This is a genomic window from Streptomyces sp. NPDC006332, assembly GCF_040612855.1.
Lineage (GTDB): Bacteria > Actinomycetota > Actinomycetes > Streptomycetales > Streptomycetaceae > Streptomyces.
The window spans coordinates 86,695-103,082 of sequence record NZ_JBEXRA010000027.1 but is presented as its reverse complement, the minus strand read 5'-3'; the positions used below and the strand labels follow the sequence as shown (position 1 = coordinate 103,082).

General features: G+C 70.6%; 15 protein-coding genes. 4 read left to right on the top strand and 11 right to left on the bottom strand.

The window, feature by feature from the left end; genetic code table 11:
• Nucleotides 1–67 precede the first annotated feature (67 nt).
• Complete coding sequence (locus tag ABZ027_RS24115) at nucleotides 68–412, bottom strand: hypothetical protein (protein WP_356771628.1); 345 nt, start codon at nucleotides 410–412, stop codon at nucleotides 68–70.
• A gap of 195 nt (nucleotides 413–607) precedes the next feature.
• On the opposite strand from ABZ027_RS24115, the gene ABZ027_RS24110 reads away from it, so the two are divergent.
• On the top strand, nucleotides 608–1,423 hold the full coding sequence (locus tag ABZ027_RS24110) for a methyltransferase domain-containing protein (RefSeq protein ID WP_356771626.1): 816 nt from the start codon (nucleotides 608–610) through the stop codon (nucleotides 1,421–1,423).
• Between the two features lie 57 nt (nucleotides 1,424–1,480).
• On the opposite strand, the gene gatB is transcribed toward ABZ027_RS24110, so the two are convergent.
• The 9 genes from gatB to ABZ027_RS24065 all read right to left on the bottom strand — a co-directional run bounded on the left by gatB (nucleotide 1,481) and on the right by ABZ027_RS24065 (nucleotide 12,402).
• Complete coding sequence (gene gatB / locus ABZ027_RS24105; protein ID WP_356771624.1) at nucleotides 1,481–2,995, bottom strand: Asp-tRNA(Asn)/Glu-tRNA(Gln) amidotransferase subunit GatB; 1,515 nt, start codon at nucleotides 2,993–2,995, stop codon at nucleotides 1,481–1,483.
• A 15-nt stretch (nucleotides 2,996–3,010) separates the two neighbouring features.
• Nucleotides 3,011–3,250, bottom strand: a complete 240-nt coding sequence (locus ABZ027_RS24100) for a hypothetical protein (RefSeq protein ID WP_356771622.1) — start codon at nucleotides 3,248–3,250, stop codon at nucleotides 3,011–3,013.
• Nucleotides 3,247–4,749, bottom strand: a complete 1,503-nt coding sequence (gatA, locus tag ABZ027_RS24095) for an Asp-tRNA(Asn)/Glu-tRNA(Gln) amidotransferase subunit GatA (protein ID WP_356771620.1) — start codon at nucleotides 4,747–4,749, stop codon at nucleotides 3,247–3,249. Before gatA ends, ABZ027_RS24100 begins: the two co-directional genes overlap by 4 nt.
• A gap of 5 nt (nucleotides 4,750–4,754) precedes the next feature.
• Nucleotides 4,755–5,051: an Asp-tRNA(Asn)/Glu-tRNA(Gln) amidotransferase subunit GatC gene (gene gatC, locus ABZ027_RS24090; RefSeq protein WP_018531282.1), complete on the bottom strand. Its 297-nt coding sequence runs from the start codon at nucleotides 5,049–5,051 to the stop codon at nucleotides 4,755–4,757.
• A 282-nt stretch (nucleotides 5,052–5,333) separates the two neighbouring features.
• Nucleotides 5,334–7,589 (bottom strand): bifunctional diguanylate cyclase/phosphodiesterase, encoded by a 2,256-nt coding sequence (locus ABZ027_RS24085; protein ID WP_356771617.1) that lies wholly within the window; start codon nucleotides 7,587–7,589, stop codon nucleotides 5,334–5,336.
• Nucleotides 7,590–7,870: 281 nt separating this feature from the next.
• Entirely contained in the window at nucleotides 7,871–10,063 is a 2,193-nt protein-coding gene (gene ligA / locus ABZ027_RS24080; protein WP_356771615.1) for an NAD-dependent DNA ligase LigA, read from the bottom strand.
• A 15-nt stretch (nucleotides 10,064–10,078) separates the two neighbouring features.
• Nucleotides 10,079–11,080, bottom strand: coding sequence for a methionine synthase (locus tag ABZ027_RS24075; RefSeq protein WP_356771613.1), 1,002 nt, complete (start codon nucleotides 11,078–11,080; stop codon nucleotides 10,079–10,081).
• Between the two features lie 49 nt (nucleotides 11,081–11,129).
• Nucleotides 11,130–11,828: an SDR family oxidoreductase gene (locus ABZ027_RS24070; protein WP_356771611.1), complete on the bottom strand. Its 699-nt coding sequence runs from the start codon at nucleotides 11,826–11,828 to the stop codon at nucleotides 11,130–11,132.
• A 34-nt stretch (nucleotides 11,829–11,862) separates the two neighbouring features.
• Complete coding sequence (locus tag ABZ027_RS24065; RefSeq protein WP_356771609.1) at nucleotides 11,863–12,402, bottom strand: TIGR00730 family Rossman fold protein; 540 nt, start codon at nucleotides 12,400–12,402, stop codon at nucleotides 11,863–11,865.
• Between the two features lie 320 nt (nucleotides 12,403–12,722).
• Here ABZ027_RS24065 and ABZ027_RS24060 point away from each other — a divergent pair, with 320 nt between their 5' ends.
• The 3 genes from ABZ027_RS24060 (at nucleotide 12,723) to ABZ027_RS24050 (ending at nucleotide 14,458) form a co-directional block, all read left to right on the top strand.
• Nucleotides 12,723–13,046 carry a DUF427 domain-containing protein gene (locus tag ABZ027_RS24060; RefSeq protein ID WP_356771607.1) on the top strand — a complete coding sequence of 108 codons (324 nt, stop codon included), beginning with the start codon at nucleotides 12,723–12,725 and terminating at the stop codon, nucleotides 13,044–13,046.
• 49 nt (nucleotides 13,047–13,095) lie between these two features.
• Nucleotides 13,096–13,872, top strand: a complete 777-nt coding sequence (locus ABZ027_RS24055; RefSeq protein ID WP_356771605.1) for an alpha/beta hydrolase — start codon at nucleotides 13,096–13,098, stop codon at nucleotides 13,870–13,872.
• 388 nt (nucleotides 13,873–14,260) lie between these two features.
• Entirely contained in the window at nucleotides 14,261–14,458 is a 198-nt protein-coding gene (locus tag ABZ027_RS24050) for a hypothetical protein (protein WP_356771663.1), read from the top strand.
• Nucleotides 14,459–14,887: 429 nt separating this feature from the next.
• Here the strand turns inward: ABZ027_RS24050 and ABZ027_RS24045 are convergent, their stop codons facing one another.
• Nucleotides 14,888–16,153: a hypothetical protein gene (locus tag ABZ027_RS24045; RefSeq protein WP_356771603.1), complete on the bottom strand. Its 1,266-nt coding sequence runs from the start codon at nucleotides 16,151–16,153 to the stop codon at nucleotides 14,888–14,890.
• Between the last annotated feature and the right edge of the window lie 235 nt (nucleotides 16,154–16,388).

Genomic DNA, 16,388 nt, shown 5'->3' with positions numbered 1-16,388 from the left:
AGGAATAGGAGCCAGATCACAGGACAGTAACGACCGCTCTGTCAGGTCGGTCGAATTGTCCGTCAGGTCAGTCGAACTGATCGCCCAGCGCCATCACCATCACACCGGCGACGAGCAACCACAGGGCCCGTCGGGTCCGTCCCCGCGAGCCCAGGACCGACGCGAACGCGCACCCGGCGGCGCCGACCGCGTAGGCCACGGGGACGAACGCCGGCGCGGAGCCGGTGAGGCGGAGCATCGACGCGGCCAGGCCCGCGAGGGCGAGCAGGACCCCGGTCCCGGCCGCCGTCCAGCGGGCCCGCAGCGCGTCCTCGACCGGATCCGCGAAGTCCTCCGCCATGCCCTCAGGGGTCTCGGGGCCCTCGGATGCCTCTGCGGTTTCGGAGGCCTCGGAATCACCCGGTCCGCTCATGGCGGGCGTGGCGGGCGAGAGAAGCGCCTTCGGCGCGGAAAGCGGGTGCGCGGCGATGCGGCGCACTGCTAGCGTCCCGGCGTCCGTCGTATCCGGCATATCGCCGCCGACCGAAGCAGGTGCATTGTTTGAAGGTCCGACCGAGCTCCTACGCATCACATCTCCCTACGGAAGACTCAAGGAGCCCGTTCACCGATGTCCGACACCTCACCCGACATCACGACCTCGAATGACGACCTCACCAACCGACTGACCCACCCGAGCCGGCCGCGCAGCAGTCGCTACGACGCCCGCTGGACCATCGAGAACCAGATGGGCCCGCACGCACTGTGGCTGCTGGAGTGGCTGGCGCCCGCCCTCGGCCTGGAGGACCTGCGCCCCGGCGCGCGCGTCCTCGACCTCGGCTGCGGCCGCGCCATGACCTCCGTGTTCCTCGCCAAGGAGTACGACGTCCAGGTCACCGCGGCCGACCTGTGGGTGAAGCCCGACGACAACGCCGTACGCATCGCCGAGGCGGGCGTCGCCGACCGGGTGCTGCCCCTGTTCGCCGAGACCCATGATCTGCCGTTCGGCGAGGGCACCTTCGACGCGATCGTCTCCATCGACGCCTACCAGTACTTCGGCACGAACGACCTGTACCTGCCCACACTGACCCGGCTGCTGAAGCCGGGCGGGCGGATCGGCGTCGTGATGCCGGCGCTGCGGGAGGAACCGGAGGGCGACGAGCCGCCGGCGCACCTGAAGACGTACTGGGAGAAGGATCCCGGCTTCTGGGCCTTCCACTCCCCCGCCTGGTGGCGGCGGCTGTGGGCCCGCAGCGGGGCCGTCGAGGTCGAGACGGCCGACTGGCTCGACGACGGCTGGCGCGACTGGCTGCTGTGGAGCGAGGTGTGCGCCGAGGAGAGCCGGAGCGAGTTCATGGCCGAGATGGCCCGCTGGTCGGTCGAGCTGATGCACGCCGACGTGGAGCATGTCCTGGGCTTCACCCGGGTCGTCGGCCGCCGCGTGTGAGTGACGAGGGGGGATGCACCGGGTCCGGTGCATCCCCCCTCCTCGGGTCCGCCGGGGTCAGCCCTCGCTGACGCCCAGCTTCTCCAGGATCAGCTCCTTCACCCGGGCCGCGTCGGCCTGGCCGCGGGTGGCCTTCATGACCGCGCCGACCAGGGCGCCCGCCGCGGCCACCTTGCCGCCGCGGATCTTGTCCGCGACGCCCGGGTTGCCCGCGATGGCATCCTCGACGGCCGTGGTGAGCGCGCCCTCGTCCGAGACGACCTTCAGACCGCGCTTGTCGACGACCTCATCCGGGGTGCCCTCGCCCGCGAGAACGCCCTCGATGACCTGGCGGGCCAGCTTGTCGTTGAGGTCACCCTTGGAGACGAGCTCGGCGACCCGGGCGACCTGCGCCGGCGTGATCGCCAGCTCGTCCAGTGCCCTGCCCGACTCGTTGGCGCTGCGGGACAGTTCACCCATCCACCACTTACGGGCGGAGCCAGAGTCGGCACCGGCGTCGATGGAGGCCACGATCAGGTCCAGCGCGCCCGCGTTCAGGATCGACTGCATCTCGTGGGAGCTGACACCCCACTCCTCACGCAGCCGACTGCGGCGGACCAGCGGCAGCTCGGGCAGAGCCGACCGGATCTCCTCGACCCACTCGCGCGAGGGGGCCACCGGTACCAGGTCCGGCTCCGGGAAGTACCGGTAGTCCTCGGCCTCCTCCTTCACGCGGCCCGAGGTCGTGGACCCCGTGTCCTCGTGGAAGTGCCGGGTCTCCTGGATGATCGTGCCGCCGCCGTTCAGCACGGCCGCGTGCCGCTGGATCTCGAAGCGGGCCGCGCGCTCCACGGACCGCAGCGAGTTCACGTTCTTCGTCTCGGAGCGCGTGCCGAACTTCTCGCGGCCGTGCGGGCGCAGCGACAGGTTCACGTCGCAGCGCATCTGGCCCATCTCCATCCGGGCCTCGGAGACGCCGAGCGCCTTGATGACCTCGCGCAGCTCCCGGACGTACGCCCTCGCCACCTCGGGAGCGCGCTCACCCGCGCCCTCGATCGGCTTGGTGACGATCTCGATGAGCGGGATGCCGGCCCGGTTGTAGTCGAGCAGCGAGTGCGAGGCGCCGTGGATACGACCGGTCGCGCCGCCGACGTGCATGGACTTGCCGGTGTCCTCCTCCATGTGGGCGCGCTCGATCTCCACCCGGAAGGTCTCGCCGTCCTCCAGCTGGACGTCGAGGTAGCCGTTGAAGGCGATCGGCTCGTCGTACTGGGAGGTCTGGAAGTTCTTCGGCATGTCCGGATAGAAGTAGTTCTTCCGGGCGAAGCGGCACCACTCGGCGATCTCGCAGTTCAGCGCGAGGCCGATCCTGATCGCGGACTCGATGCCGATCGCGTTGACGACCGGCAGCGCGCCCGGCATGCCGAGGCAGGTCGGGCAGGTCTGCGAGTTGGGCTCGGCGCCCAGTTCGGTGGAACACCCGCAGAACATCTTGGTCTTGGTGCCGAGTTCGACATGGACCTCAAGGCCCATGACGGGGTCGTACGACGCCAGCGCGTCCTCGTACGACACCAGGTCGGTCGTGGTGGTCACGGTGAAAGTTCCCTCTCAGCCCAGCAGGACGTCGTCGTCGCCCAGCCGCTTCAGCTCGCGGTAGAGGATGGCGAGGCCGGTGACGATGGCGACGGCGGACACGGTGGCGTCGATCAGGACCAGCGTGTCCTTCTCGGCGCGGGCCTTCTTGAGGCGCTTGGCGACGCCGAACGCGCCGAACGCGGTCCCGGCCATGGACAGGTACGTGCCGGACTTGGACTTCTTGAAGCCCTTGGCCTTGGTCAGTGCGCTCACAGCGACGGAGCCTCCTCGATCAGCGGGTGCCCCCACCTTTCCACGAAGGCGGCCTCGACAGCGGCGCCGACCTTGTAGAGCCGGTCGTCCTGAAGCGCGGGGGCGATGATCTGCAACCCGACCGGGAGGTTGTCCTCCGGCGCGAGACCGCAGGGCAGCGACATGGCCGCGTTGCCCGCCAGGTTGGTGGGAATGGTGCACAGGTCGGCGAGGTACATCGCCATCGGATCGTCGGCACGCTCGCCGATCGGGAAGGCGGTGGTCGGCGTCGTCGGCGAGACGATGACGTCCACCTGCTCGAACGCCTTCTCGAAGTCCCGGGTGATGAGGGTGCGGACCTTCTGGGCACTGCCGTAGTACGCGTCGTAGTAGCCGCTCGACAGGGCGTAGGTGCCGAGCATGATGCGGCGCTTGACCTCGGGGCCGAAGCCCGCCTCACGGGTGAGGGAGGTGACCTGTTCGGCCGAGTGGGTGCCGTCGTCGCCGGTACGCAGGCCGTAGCGCAGGCCGTCGAAGCGGGCCAGGTTGGACGAACACTCGGAGGGCGCGATCAGGTAGTACGCCGACAGGGCGAGGTCGAAGGACGGGCAGTCCAGCTCGACGATCTGGGCGCCCAGCTCCTTGAGGAGGGCGACGGACTCGTCGAAGCGCTGGACGACGCCGGCCTGGTAGCCCTCGCCGCGGAACTGCTTCACGACACCGACGCGCATGCCCTCGACGCTGCCGTTGCGGGCGGCCTCGACGACCGGCGGGACCGGGGCGTCGACGGAGGTGGAGTCGAGCGGGTCGTGTCCGGCGATGACCTCGTGGAGGAGGGCCGCGTCCAGGACCGTACGGGCGCAGGGCCCGCCCTGGTCGAGGGAGGACGAGAACGCCACCATGCCGTACCGGGAGACCGCCCCGTAGGTCGGCTTCACGCCGACCGTGCCGGTGACGGCGGCCGGCTGGCGGATGGAACCGCCGGTGTCGGTGCCGATGGCGAGGGGGGCCTGGAAGGAGGCGAGCGCGGCGGAGGAACCGCCACCGGAGCCGCCGGGGATCTTGGTGAGGTCCCAGGGGTTGCCGGTGGGCCCGTACGCGCTGTTCTCGGTGCTGGACCCCATGGCGAACTCGTCCATGTTGGTCTTGCCGAGGATGACCACGTCGGCGGCCTTGAGCCGCTTGGTGACGGTGGCGTCGTACGGCGGAATCCAGCCCTCGAGCATCTTCGAACCGACAGTCGTCGGGACGCCCTCGGTGGTGAAGATGTCCTTGAGCGCGAGCGGGACGCCGGCGAGGGGGCCGAGCTTCTCGCCCCTGGCCCGCTTCTCGTCGACGGCACGGGCCTGCGCGAGAGCGCCGTCACGGTCGACGTGCAGGAAGGCGTGCACCTTCTCGTCGACGGCCTCGATGCGCGCCAGGTGCGCCTCGGTGACCTCGACGGCCGTGAGCTCGCCGGAAGCGATCTTCGCGGCGGTCTCGGCGGCGGTGAGCTTGATGATGTTGACGTTGTCCGTCATGGCGGTTAGTCCTCCCCCAGGATCTGCGGCACCTTGAAACGCTGCTGCTCCTGGGCCGGGGCGCCGGAGAGCGCCTGCTCGGGGGTGAGCGACGGACGGACCTCGTCCGCCCGCATGACGTTCGTCAGCGGGAGCGGGTGCGAGGTCGGCGGTACGTCTTGGTCGGCGACCTCACTGACGCGGGCGACCGCGCCGATGATGTCGTCCAGCTGTCCCGCGAAGTGGTCGAGCTCTTCGGGCTTCAGCTCCAGACGCGCCAGCCGGGCGAGGTGGGCGACCTCCTCGCGCGTGATGCCAGGCATGCAGCGATCCTCTGGGGTGAGTGAGTGTGGTTTGGGGCCAATCCTATGGGGCGGCGGCCCGTGCCTGTTAAACGGTTTCCCCTTGCCCGGTTCGCCCGCACCGCCGGACGCTTTCGGCCGCACCGCCGGTCGGCCACGCCGCACGGTTCGGTCGCACCGCCGGACGGTCGGTCGCGCCGCCGCACGGTTCGGCCGCAGGGCTGACGCCTCCGCGCTATCGCTGCCTGTCGCCGCCCGACCGCACTCCGCCGGAACCGGTCGCTGTGAGGGTGTTGCCCGCGGTCACTCGGCGGCCGGCAGCGCCGCACGCGGTCGCTGCCAGCCGCGCGAGCCCCGCGCCAGCAGCCACGCCGTCGTCTCCTCGGGCGGCATCGCCGCCGCGACCAGCCAGCCCTGTACGGCGTCACAGCCCAGGTCGCGCAGACGCTCCCAGGTCTCGTCGTCCTCGACGCCCTCGGCGACCACCAGGAGCCCCAGGGAATGCGCGAGGTCGACCGTGCAGCGCACGATCTCCGCGTCCTCGTTGTCGACGGCGAGGCGGGCCACGAAGGACCGGTCGATCTTCAGCTCGCTGACCGGAAGCCGGCGCAGGTGCACCAGCGAGGAGTAGCCGGTGCCGAAGTCGTCCAGGGACATCTTCACGCCGTGCCCGGTCAGCCCGGCGAGGGTGTCGGCGGCGCGCTGCGGGTCCTCCAGGAGGACGTGCTCGGTTATCTCCAGTTGGAGCGCTCCCGCGGGGACTCCGTGACGGGCCAGCCGGGCGGCGACCGAGCCCGCGAACCCGGGGGTGTGGACATCGCGCGGGGAGACATTGACGGCCACCGGAACGAGCAGCCCCTGGGCACGCCAGCGCGCGACCTGGGCGAGGGCGGTGTCCAGGACGTACTCGGTGAGGTGGGGCATCAGCCCGGACGACTCGGCGATGGCGATGAACTCGTCCGGCGGGACCTTGCCCCGCTCCGGATGCACCCAGCGGACCAGGGCTTCGAGCCCGGCGACCTGTCCGTCGAAGCGGACCTTGGGCTGGTAGTGCAGCTGGACCTCGTGCGCGTCCAGCGCCCGGCGCAGATCACCGAGCAGTCCGAGCCGGTCCGGCGTGTTGGAGTCGCGCTTGGACTCGTAGACCTCGACGCCGGTACGGTCCCGCTTCGCCTGGTACATCGCCACGTCGGCCCGGCGCAGCAGTCCCTCGGCGTCGAGGGCGTGGTCGGGGAAGACGGCGACTCCGGCGCTGGCCTCCAGCACCAGGGTGAGGCCGTCGAGATCGAGCGGGGAGCTGAGGGCGGTCACCAGGCCGCGGGCGACCCGGGTCGCGGAGGTGGTGGAGTCGGCGACCGGCAGTAAGACGGCGAACTCGTCGCCGCCGAGCCGCGCCGCCTCCGCTCCCCGGGGCAGCGCCAGCCGGAGCCGGTCGGCGATCTGCAGCAGCAGCCGGTCACCGGCGAGGTGGCCCAAGGTGTCGTTGACCGACCGGAAGCGGTCCAGGTCGATGAGCATCAGGGCGGAGCGGGCGCCGATGCGTTCGGCGTCGTCCAGGGCCGTCCAGATGCGTTCCAGCAGCCACTGCCGGTTGGGCAGCCCGGTCAGCGGGTCGCGCAGTTGCTCCTCGGCGCGGGCCCGGGCCATCCAGAGGGTGGAGTCGAGGGCGAAGAGGGGGATGGCGAACAGCGGCAGCAGAATGGGCTCGGCGGTGGCGACCACGCAGATCAGGGGTGCGATGCCGAGCAGCGCGACCGCCACCAGGCCCTGCCTGACCAGGGCGGTGCGCGCGACGGTGGGCAGACCGCCGGGGCGCGGGGCGTGGAGATACCAGCTCAGGATGCGGGTGACCGCGAGATAGGCGACGGCGACCAGCACCACCTGGGGGGCGGTGTAGAAGGTCCAGGTGTCGGAGTCCCAGGGCCGCTCCACGGACGGCACCCGGCCGAACGCGCCGAGCAGCAGGGCGCCGGCGCCGATGCCGAGGATGTCCACCGCGCCGAGCAGGACGCCCTGTCGCCATTGGTGCCGGCGGGCCACACCGACCAGCAGGACGACGGTCAGGCTGACCAGGCCGGCCGGCACCCAGCCGTAGAGCAGCAGGACCGCGAGGGTGAGGGCGGCGCCGGAGCCGGTGCCGCCCCACCAGCGGGCGCGGCCGAGCGCGACCAGATGGCCGACGATGACGCCGGTCAGCAGGGCCAGGGACCAGCCGACCGTGCCGGACGGGAAGAGCGCGTGGCCGCCGGTGAAGGCCCGGTAGAAGCCCGCGCCCAGCACGAGTCCGGCCGTCGCGACGATCGTGGCGGGAAGGGTGGGCCAGGTCAGGTGCCGGTCCGGTTCCTCGCCCGGCAGTGCGGGTGTGCGTTCGGTGGTGCGTGGCAGGGCGCTGAGACCGTCGACCGCCGTGTAGGGTCCGGCCGGGTACTGTCCGGCGGGCTGCCCGTCGCCGCCCGGACGCTCCGCGGTCATCCCGGCCCACCGGCTCTCTCGCCACGCGCCGACCATCCGGCGCAGGCGCAGCCGTGAGTCCGGGGCGGCGCTCTCGCTCGGTTCCATTCCCGTCCCTCTCACAGCCGGCGGTGCCCGCGCCACGCGGCCCGATGCCCGACAACACCCTTCGACGGCGCCGCGTTGGTCAGCCTTCCCGCTGCTCCTGAAGGCTCTTCAGGAGCAAAGGGATGCCCCCACCGCAGCTGGGCACGGCGGGCGCACATCTCAACAGTAGGCCGCGGAAGGCTTCCACGGGCAGCGGTCGTCGACGGTTGCCCGAATGCGCCCCGGCCACCCGTATGCATCTGGTATGCGCCGATCGGGTGGCCTTCAACCGCTGCTCGTGGCTACTCCTCTGTGGGAAGCGCCACTTCGGCAGCCGCCTCGGGGCCCGATTCCAGCAGGACCTGGAACCCGTCCTCGTTCAGAACCGGAACCTTCAACTGCATCGCCTTGTCGTGCTTCGACCCTGGGTTGTCACCGACAACGACGAAGGACGTCTTCTTCGAAACGGAACCGGTCACTTTCGCGCCACGGGTCTGCAACGCCTCCTTGGCGCCGTCCCGTGTGAAGTGTTCGAGCGTGCCGGTCACGACGACGGTGAGCCCTGCGAGCGGACCCGGCCCCTCGTCCTCGCCGGAGCTCAGCGCCTCCATCCGGACGCCCGCGGCCTGCCACTTTCGGATGATCTCGCGGTGCCAGTCCTCGGCGAACCACTCCTTGACGGCGGCGGCGACGATGGGGCCGACCCCGTCCGTGTTCTTCAGCTCCTCCTCGGTCGCCTGGTCGATCCGCTCGATGGAGCGGAACTCGCGGGCCAGCGCCTCGGCGGCGACCGGGCCCACGTGACGGATCGACAGGCCGGTGAGGACCCGGGCGAGCGGGCGCTCCTTGGCGGCCGCGATGTTCTCCAGCATCGCCAGCGCGTTCTTCTTCGCGTTGCCCTCCTGGTTCGCGAAGACCGTGACGACCTTCTCCTCGCCGGTCTTCGGGTCACGCTTGGGCAGCCCACTGTCCTGGTCGAGGACGTACGCCTTGATGGGCAGCAGCCGCTCGAGGGTGAGGTCGAACAGGTCGCCCTCGTCGGTGAGCGGCGGCTCGGCCGGCTCCAGCGGCTGGGTGAGGGCTGCGGCGGCGACATAGCCGAAGTGCTCGATGTCCAGCGACTTGCGCCCGGCCAGATAGAACAGACGTTCGCGCAACTGGGCGGGGCAGCTACGGGCGTTCGGGCAGCGCAGGTCCACGTCGCCCTCCTTCATCGGCCTGAGCGCCGTACCGCACTCGGGGCACTCGCTCGGCATCACGAACTCGCGCTCGTCGCCGTCACGCAGGTCGACCACCGGCCCGAGGATCTCCGGGATGACGTCACCGGCCTTGCGCAGCACCACGGTGTCGCCGATCAGCACGCCCTTGGCCTTGACGACGTCCTGGTTGTGCAGCGTGGCGAACTCCACCTCCGAACCGGCCACCGTGACCGGCTCGACCTGGGCGTACGGCGTGACCCGCCCCGTACGCCCCACACCCACACGGATGTTGATGAGCTTGGTGTTGACCTCCTCGGGCGCGTACTTGTACGCGATCGCCCATCGCGGCGCGCGCGAGGTGGAGCCGAGGCGCCCCTGGAGCGGGATCTCGTCGAGCTTGACCACCACGCCGTCGATCTCGTGCGCCACGGAGTGACGGTTCTCGCCGTAGTAGGCGATGAACTCCCGTACGCCGTCGAGGTCGTCGACCACCCTGTTGTGCGGGGAGGTCGGCAGGCCCCAGGTCTTCAGCAGGTCGTAGGCCTGGGAGAGCCGGGTCATGCCGTCGAAGCCCTCCAGGGCGCCGATGCCGTGGACCACCATGTGCAGCGGCAGGGTCGCGGTGACCTTGGGGTCCTTCTGGCGCAGGGAACCGGAGGCGGAGTTGCGCGGGTTGGCGTACGGCTTCTCGCCGGCGGCCAACCGGCGGGCGTTGAGGCCCTGGAAGGCCTCCATCGGGAAGTAGACCTCACCGCGGATCTCCACCAGCCGCGGGACCCGGTCGCCCTTCAGCCGGTGCGGGATCTCCGCGATCGTCATCACGTTGGGCGTGATGTCCTCGCCGGTGCGGCCGGTGCCCCGGGTGGCGGCCCGGGTGAGCCTGCCGTCCTCGTACGTCAGGTTCACCGCGAGGCCGTCGACCTTGAGCTCGCACAGCAGGTGGTAGCCGGGGGTGCCGACGTCCTTGGCGACGCGGTCGGCCCAGGCGGCGAGGCCCTGGTCGTCGAAGACGTTGTCGAGGGAGAGCATGCGTTCGCGGTGCTCGACCTCGGCGAGGTCGGTCTCGTACTCGACGGACACCTTCTGGGTCGGCGAGTCCGGGGTACGCAGCTCGGGATGCTCCTCCTCCAGGGCCTCCAGGGTGCGCAGGAGCTGGTCGAACTCCGCGTCACTGACGACGGGAGCGTCCTTCACGTAGTACCGGAAGCGGTGCTCCTCGATCTGCTCAGCGAGTTGCGCGTGCTTCTCCCGTGCCTTGGCGGGCACCGTCGTCTCCGCTTGCTTGTCGCCGGCCACCGTGTTGTCCTCCCGTTACTCTGGGTTGTCCGCGAGGGATCTCGCCGCCCTGACGCAGTGGGCGAGTGCCTCGCGTGCGTACGCGGGGGAAGCCCCCGCGAGGCCGCACGCCGGAGTCACCGTGACCGCCTCCGTGAGAAGTCCCGGATGCAGCCCCAGCCTGCGCCACAGCGTTCTGACACCCATGACGCTACCGGCAGGGTCTGACAATGGGCCGTCCGTGCCCGGCACGACGCCGGCGAAGAGCCGGGTACCCGCCTCCACCGCCTCACCGATCGCGTCGTCGTCACGCTCGGTGAGGAGCGAGAAGTCGAAGGAGATAGCGTCCGCGCCCGCCCGGCGCAGCAGGGCGAACGGCACGTCCGGCGCGCACGAGTGCACCACGACCGGCCCGTCGCCGTGCACCCGGGCGACGTCCCGGAGCGCGGCCTCGACCACCTGCCGGTCCACGGCACGGTGGGTGCGGTAGCCGCTGGCGGACTTCACCTGGCCGCGCAGTACGGCGACGAGGGACGGCTCGTCGAGCTGGAGGACGGCCTGGGCACCGGGGATCCGGCGCCGGACCTCCTCCAGATGCAGGCGCAGCCCTTCGGCCAGCGAGGCGGTGAGGTCACGGCAGGCGCCGGCGTCGGAGAGGGCGACCTCGCCGTTCCTCAACTCGAGGGCGGCGGCCAGGGTCCAGGGCCCGACCGCCTGGACCTTCAGCGGGCCCTGGTATCCCTGGGTGAACTCCTCCAGCGCGTCCAGGTCCTCACCGAGCCAGGACCGGGCCCGTCTGGTGTCCCGTCCCGGGCGGTCGCCGATCCGCCAGCCGCTGGGCTCCACGCGCGCGTAGAGCTCGACGAGCAGTCCGGCGGTCCGGCCGATCATGTCGGCGCCCGGCCCCCGGGCGGGCAGCTCGGCGAGGAACGGGAAGTCCTCGAAGGACCCGGTGACGGTCTTGGCGGCCTCGCGGGCGTCACCGCCGGGCATGGAGCCGATACCGGTGGCGGGGCCGAAACTGAAGTGTGCGTTCACGGGTGAAGCCTACGTAGGCCTCGGTGTGATCCCGCCCGCGAAGCCGCCCTCATCGCCCCGGCCGCACCGTGAGGTCGTTGATCTCCGCGTCCCTCGGCAGGTCGAGGGCGAGCAGGATCGTCGTCGCGACCGACTCGGGGTCGATCCACCGCGTGGGGTCGTACTCCTTGCCCTCCTGCTGGTGGACCTTGACCTGCATGGGGCCGGCCGTGCGGCCGGGGTAGACCGTGGTCACGCGGACGCCGTTTTCGTGCTCCTCGTTGCGGAGCGAGTCGGCGAGCGCCTTCAGTCCGTGCTTGGAGGCGGCGTAGGCGGACCACTCGGCGCTCGCCCGCAGTCCCGCGCCCGAGTTCACGAACACCACATGGCCCTGCGCGGTGCGGAGTTGGGGCAGGAAATGGCGGGTCAGCTCGGCGGGCGCGACCAGGTTGACGTTGAGCTGATGGCGCCACGACCTGGGGGTCAGCTCGCCGACCGGTCCGAGGTCGACCACGCCCGCGACGTGCAGGAGGGAGTCCACCCGGTCCGGGAGCGTCTGGTGGGAGAAGGCCCAGGACAGCTTGTCGGGGTCCGCGAGATCGCCGACCAGCGTCCGCGCCCCGGGGAACTCCGCCGCCAGTTCCTTCGCGCGGCTCGCGTCCCGCGCATGCAGCACGAGGTCGTCCCCGCGCGCGTGCAGCCGGCGGGCCACCGCCGCGCCGATGCCGGATCCGGCCCCGGTGATCACATGTGTCGCCATGCCCGCCATGCTCGCATCACTGAGGCCGGGCGCCGCACCCCCCTCACTCGATGCCCTGGCTCTCCTCCAGGTAGGCCAGCGCCCCGACCGGCTCCTCGGCGAAGAACACCAGGTCGGTCAGCGGTCGCGGCAGGAATCCCTCGTCCTCCATGCGGCGGAACTGCTCCTTGAGGCCGTCGTAGAAGCCCGCGGTGTTGAGGAGGACCACCGGCTTGTCGGTGTGCCCGTGCTTCTTCAGCTCCAGGATCTCGGTGGCCTCGTCGAGGGTGCCCGTGCCGCCCACCATGATCACCACGGCGTCGGCCTTCTCCAGGAGCAGCTTCTTGCGCTCGGCGAGGTCCTGGGCGACCACCATCTCGTCGACGCCCGGGCGGGCCTTGGCCGACAGGAACTGCACGGAGACCCCGACCAGCCGACCGCCCGCCTCCTGCACGCCGTCGGCGACCACCTTCATGAGGCCGACGTCCGAGCCGCCCCACACCAGCGTGTGACCGCCCTTGCCCAGCAGTCTGGCGAACTCACGCGCGGGGCGGGTGTAGCGGTCGTCGAGGTCGGCGGCTGAGAGGAAGACGCAGATTCGCATACGGGTCACCGTAACCGGGAAGAACCACGGGCCCGTGAGCGCTCTTCCGGTATGGCCGACGCACATTTGAATCCTCCCCCAGCTGAAGCAGGGGGATTCCTGGCTCACGATGCCTGCGGGTCAGCGACCCAACAGGTCTTCCACGATCAACACCAGCCGGGTTGAAACCAGCCCGGTTTGATACGACAAAACTTGCAGGTGCCTGTGCTGTCTTGGCTCTCGATCAGCACGGTGTACGCGCTTGGTTCTCGCAGCGCACGGCGTCCAGCTTACCCGATCAGTCCCCGGCCCGAAGGCCGAAGCATCCTTGGAGAAACCCGGTGACAGGACACACGATCACCATCGAGCAGGGCACCCGGCGCGTCAGGGTCGTCCACGGCGACCAGGTGCTGGCGGAGAGCGAACGGCCCCTTCTCCTGCGGGAGACGGGCTGTCCGGTGCGGTACTACCTCCCGCCCGAGGACGTACGGCTCGACCTGCTGACCCCCTCCGACACCCACACGTACTGCCCGTTCAAGGGCACCGCCTCCTACTGGTCACTGCCGGACGCGGCGGACCTGGTGTGGGCCTACCCCGACCCGAAGCCGGACGTGGCCGGCATCAAGGACCACCTCTGCTTCTACGAAGTGGAAGAAGTGGAGTAAGCGGTGTGGTGACCGATTAATCCGTTGCCGTGGGGCAGTCTTCTGAGACATGGACAAGAAGACCCTTTCTCGAGACGGCACGCCCGTCGCGTACGAACGCACCGGGCAGGGCCCGGCGGTCGTCCTGGTGAGCGGCGCGATGTCGACGGGCGGCACGATGCGGCCGCTGGCCGCGGCCCTGTCGGACCACTTCGACGTCGTCGTGTACGACCGCCGGGGCCGCGGTGAGAGCGGCGACAAAGCCCCGTACTCGGTGGACCGTGAGGTCGAGGACCTGGCCGCGCTGATCGATCTGCTGGGCGGCGAGGCGGGGCTGTACGGCGTCTCGTCCGGCGGCGCGCTGGCCCTGCACGCCGCGGCGAGCGGGCTGCCGGTGCGCCGGGTGGCCGTGTACGAGGTGCCGTACGCCGTGTACGAGGGTGGCGCCAAGGAGCGAGCCGAGTACACCGAGCGCCTGGACGAGGCGCTCGCGCACGGCCGGCGCGGGGACGCGGTGGAGCTGTTCCTGAGGCTGACCGGCCTGGCCGAGGAGATGATCCAGGGTGCCCGCAACTCCCCCATGTGGTCCGGCATGGAGGCCATCGCGCCGAGCCTCGCCCACGACAACACCGTGATGGGCGACGGTCTGGTGCCCCGGGACCTCCTCGCGTCGCTCACCGTCCCGGTCCTGTCCGCCGCGGGCGGCGCGAGCCCGGGGTGGCTGCGCGAGGCGGCGCAGACCGTCGCCGAGGCGGCACCCGAGGGCACGTACCGGGTGCTGGAGGGACAGACCCACATGGTGGATCCGCAGGCTCTCGCTCCGGTGCTGGCCGAGTTCTTCTCGTAACCGCTTGACCTCGCTCCCTGACCAAGACTTGGTGAACTCGAAACCCTCAGGGGCGCAATAGCCACATAAGCTTCACAAGCAACTCGCGCCTCCGGCGGCGAGCCTTTTTGTCCCCCGGCATTCCGGCTCGCTTGTGGAGAGCACGCCCCATGAACACCGCGCACACCCTGCCCGACGGCGGTAGACCGGCTCTCCCGTCGCGTCGCCGCCGGGCCGGCTCCCGCAAGGCTGTTTCCGGCCACGCGTATCCGGGGCTGCTGCCGGCCCCGCCCGACGACCGGGAGAAGGTCTCGTACGTCCGGCGGCACGTCTGGGTGCTGACCCTGTCGTCCGCCGTCGGGTTCGTGTGCCTGGTGATCAGCCAGGTGCGGGCGGCGGAGACCAGCGTGTGGATCTGGGCGTACGTCCCGCTCCTGCTGCTGTCCGTCGTGAGCTGTCTATCTCCCTCCGGCTGGACTCCTTCTCCCCGAGCTTCGACCTGCGCGGGCACCGCCGCCTGGTCAGGGCGTGGCAACCGGAGCGGTATCCGGACGTGGACGTCTTCCTGCCCGTGTGCGGCGAGCCCCTGTCCTGCACACCCGGGTGAACTCTGCGACGGGGGCGGGGGATTCGAGGCTCGCGTAGCCGCAGACCTGCCCGACCGCGTCGTCGAGGGCAGCCCTGCTTCCCTCCCGGCCGCCGAGGTGAGTGGGGCCTTGCACTCGATGACGGCCCAGGGCAGCCCGGTCACGAACAGCACCAGGTCGGGGGTGACAGCCCCGGCGTCCTTGCGTTCCACTCGGAACTGGCTGACCGCGAGGAGGTCGTTGCGGCCGCCGTTCGCTCAGCGAGCCATGCCTCGACGGCAAGGGCGGCGCAGTCGGCGAGGCCGACCTGCACGGCGGCACAGCAGGTACCGGTCCCGTCCGCTTGCTCGGTGGAGGCGGACAGCGGCACGCCTGCCGACGCGCCGGTCCGCCGCAGCGCGACATGGCGGCAGAAGACCCCGGAAGGAAAGGTTCTGCCGGGTCCGAGCTCAGCGCAAGACCTCCATCTCGTGGTACCGGCTGCTGGGGTTTTCGAAGAGGGTGGTGGGCCGTTGCTTCAGGTGGAGATCGAAGAAGGCCGTGAGGGCGGCACGTTGGGCCGCCAGGGATCGTCGGGGGTTGATGGTGCCGATGAGCTCGGGGGCGGCGGGGATCTTCATGTGGTCAGTGAGCTGCGGAAATATGACCTGCAGGTCGGTGTACGAGCCGTGCAGGGCCTTCCGCAGGTGGAGTGCATGCTTCCAGCCGGTCGAGGCGGCCCAGAAGGACTTCCAGCTCGCGTTGCTGTCAAAGGAGTTCACGTCGGACGCCATCAGCAGGAACGGTTTGGTGACGCCGGTGCGGATGACCGGGCCGAAGAACTCGCCGTCGAGGTTGGCCGCCGAACTGATGCGCGGTTCGTCGTGAGCGAGCTGGGCGGCCACGGAACCGCCCAGGGACTGGCCGAACATGCCCATCCGGGAAAGGTCCATCACTGCGGGCAGTCCGGCCGGAAGGGGCCTTCCCTGGGTATCGGGGTTACGCCCGTGCGCCAGGGCCTCAATCTGCCGCAGGACGAAGTGGGCGTCCGCGACGCGTGTGCGGGAATGCTTCTCGAGGAGGGCTGCGATGACCTTCGGGGTGAGCTTCTTGGGCAGGGGGGCGGCTCGTTCGACGCGGCCGCCGGGAAACTCGACCTGGTCCACTTCGTAGGTGGAGTCGATCGTGACCACGACGTAGCCACGGCTGGCCAACTCCTCGACCAGGGTGGTGCCGAGCGCGCGGTCGCCGCCGTCGCCGGAGGAGAACAGCACCACCGGCAGCTTCCCGGACGCGCGTGCGGCCGACGCGCCGGTCCGCGCGTGCGTCCGGATTCCCTGCCAGTCCACCGCTCCGGTCTTGATGGTCATGCCGGGTGCGGAGTGCTTGTCCCAGTCGGCCGCAGCCGCTGGGGACAGCCACGGGGCGATCAGGAACTTCCCTCCCCGGTCCGCCGGGTACCACACGCTGACCATCAGCTCCCGGAAGGGTTTCGAGGGCATGAGGGGATCGTGCCGCGTCCGGTCGATCAGGTGCAGATCGACGGTGCCGATCGGCCAGTGGCCGGTGGGCGCGGGCAGGGACACCGCACGGCCCGTCGGTGACGCGCTGGGGTGTTCGGCCGGCGCGCCGGCGGTCCCCGTGGGGGAGCCCGCCGTGGAGCAGGCGGTGCTCACTGTGGCGAGGACGGCGGTGGCCCCCAGCTTCATGAGAGTTCTGCGGCTGGGACATGGCATCGGTCGTCTCCTTGCGAGGGGGCGCGTACTGGAATGCAAGAAGGCTTTCAACGGCGCCATGGCCACTGCGACGTGCTGCGGGACGATCTGCCCGGCATACTCCGGTCTCCCCGGAACCGATCCGTCCTCCCCCGGGACGAGGCTGCCGTGCCACCAGTCGCCCGTGCCAGGCAGCGTGCCGACGGTGACCGGCAGCCCCCTACCCCCGTGGGAGGAGGCGTGCCTACCTGGGGCG

What these genes read in the sequence shown, in the direction of transcription:
- ABZ027_RS24055 (WP_356771605.1), top strand. Translation starts at nt 13,096, where the DNA reads ATGGACAAGAAGACCCTTTCTCGAGACGGCACGCCCGTCGCGTACGAA.
- ABZ027_RS24045 (WP_356771603.1), bottom strand. Translation starts at nt 16,153, where the DNA reads ATGCCATGTCCCAGCCGCAGAACTCTCATGAAGCTGGGGGCCACCGCC.
- gatA (WP_356771620.1), bottom strand. Translation starts at nt 4,749, where the DNA reads ATGACGGACAACGTCAACATCATCAAGCTCACCGCCGCCGAGACCGCC.
- gatC (WP_018531282.1), bottom strand. Translation starts at nt 5,051, where the DNA reads ATGCCTGGCATCACGCGCGAGGAGGTCGCCCACCTCGCCCGGCTGGCG.
- ABZ027_RS24110 (WP_356771626.1), top strand. Translation starts at nt 608, where the DNA reads ATGTCCGACACCTCACCCGACATCACGACCTCGAATGACGACCTCACC.
- ABZ027_RS24085 (WP_356771617.1), bottom strand. Translation starts at nt 7,589, where the DNA reads ATGGAACCGAGCGAGAGCGCCGCCCCGGACTCACGGCTGCGCCTGCGC.
- ABZ027_RS24070 (WP_356771611.1), bottom strand. Translation starts at nt 11,828, where the DNA reads ATGGCGGGCATGGCGACACATGTGATCACCGGGGCCGGATCCGGCATC.
- ABZ027_RS24065 (WP_356771609.1), bottom strand. Translation starts at nt 12,402, where the DNA reads ATGCGAATCTGCGTCTTCCTCTCAGCCGCCGACCTCGACGACCGCTAC.
- ABZ027_RS24115 (WP_356771628.1), bottom strand. Translation starts at nt 412, where the DNA reads ATGAGCGGACCGGGTGATTCCGAGGCCTCCGAAACCGCAGAGGCATCC.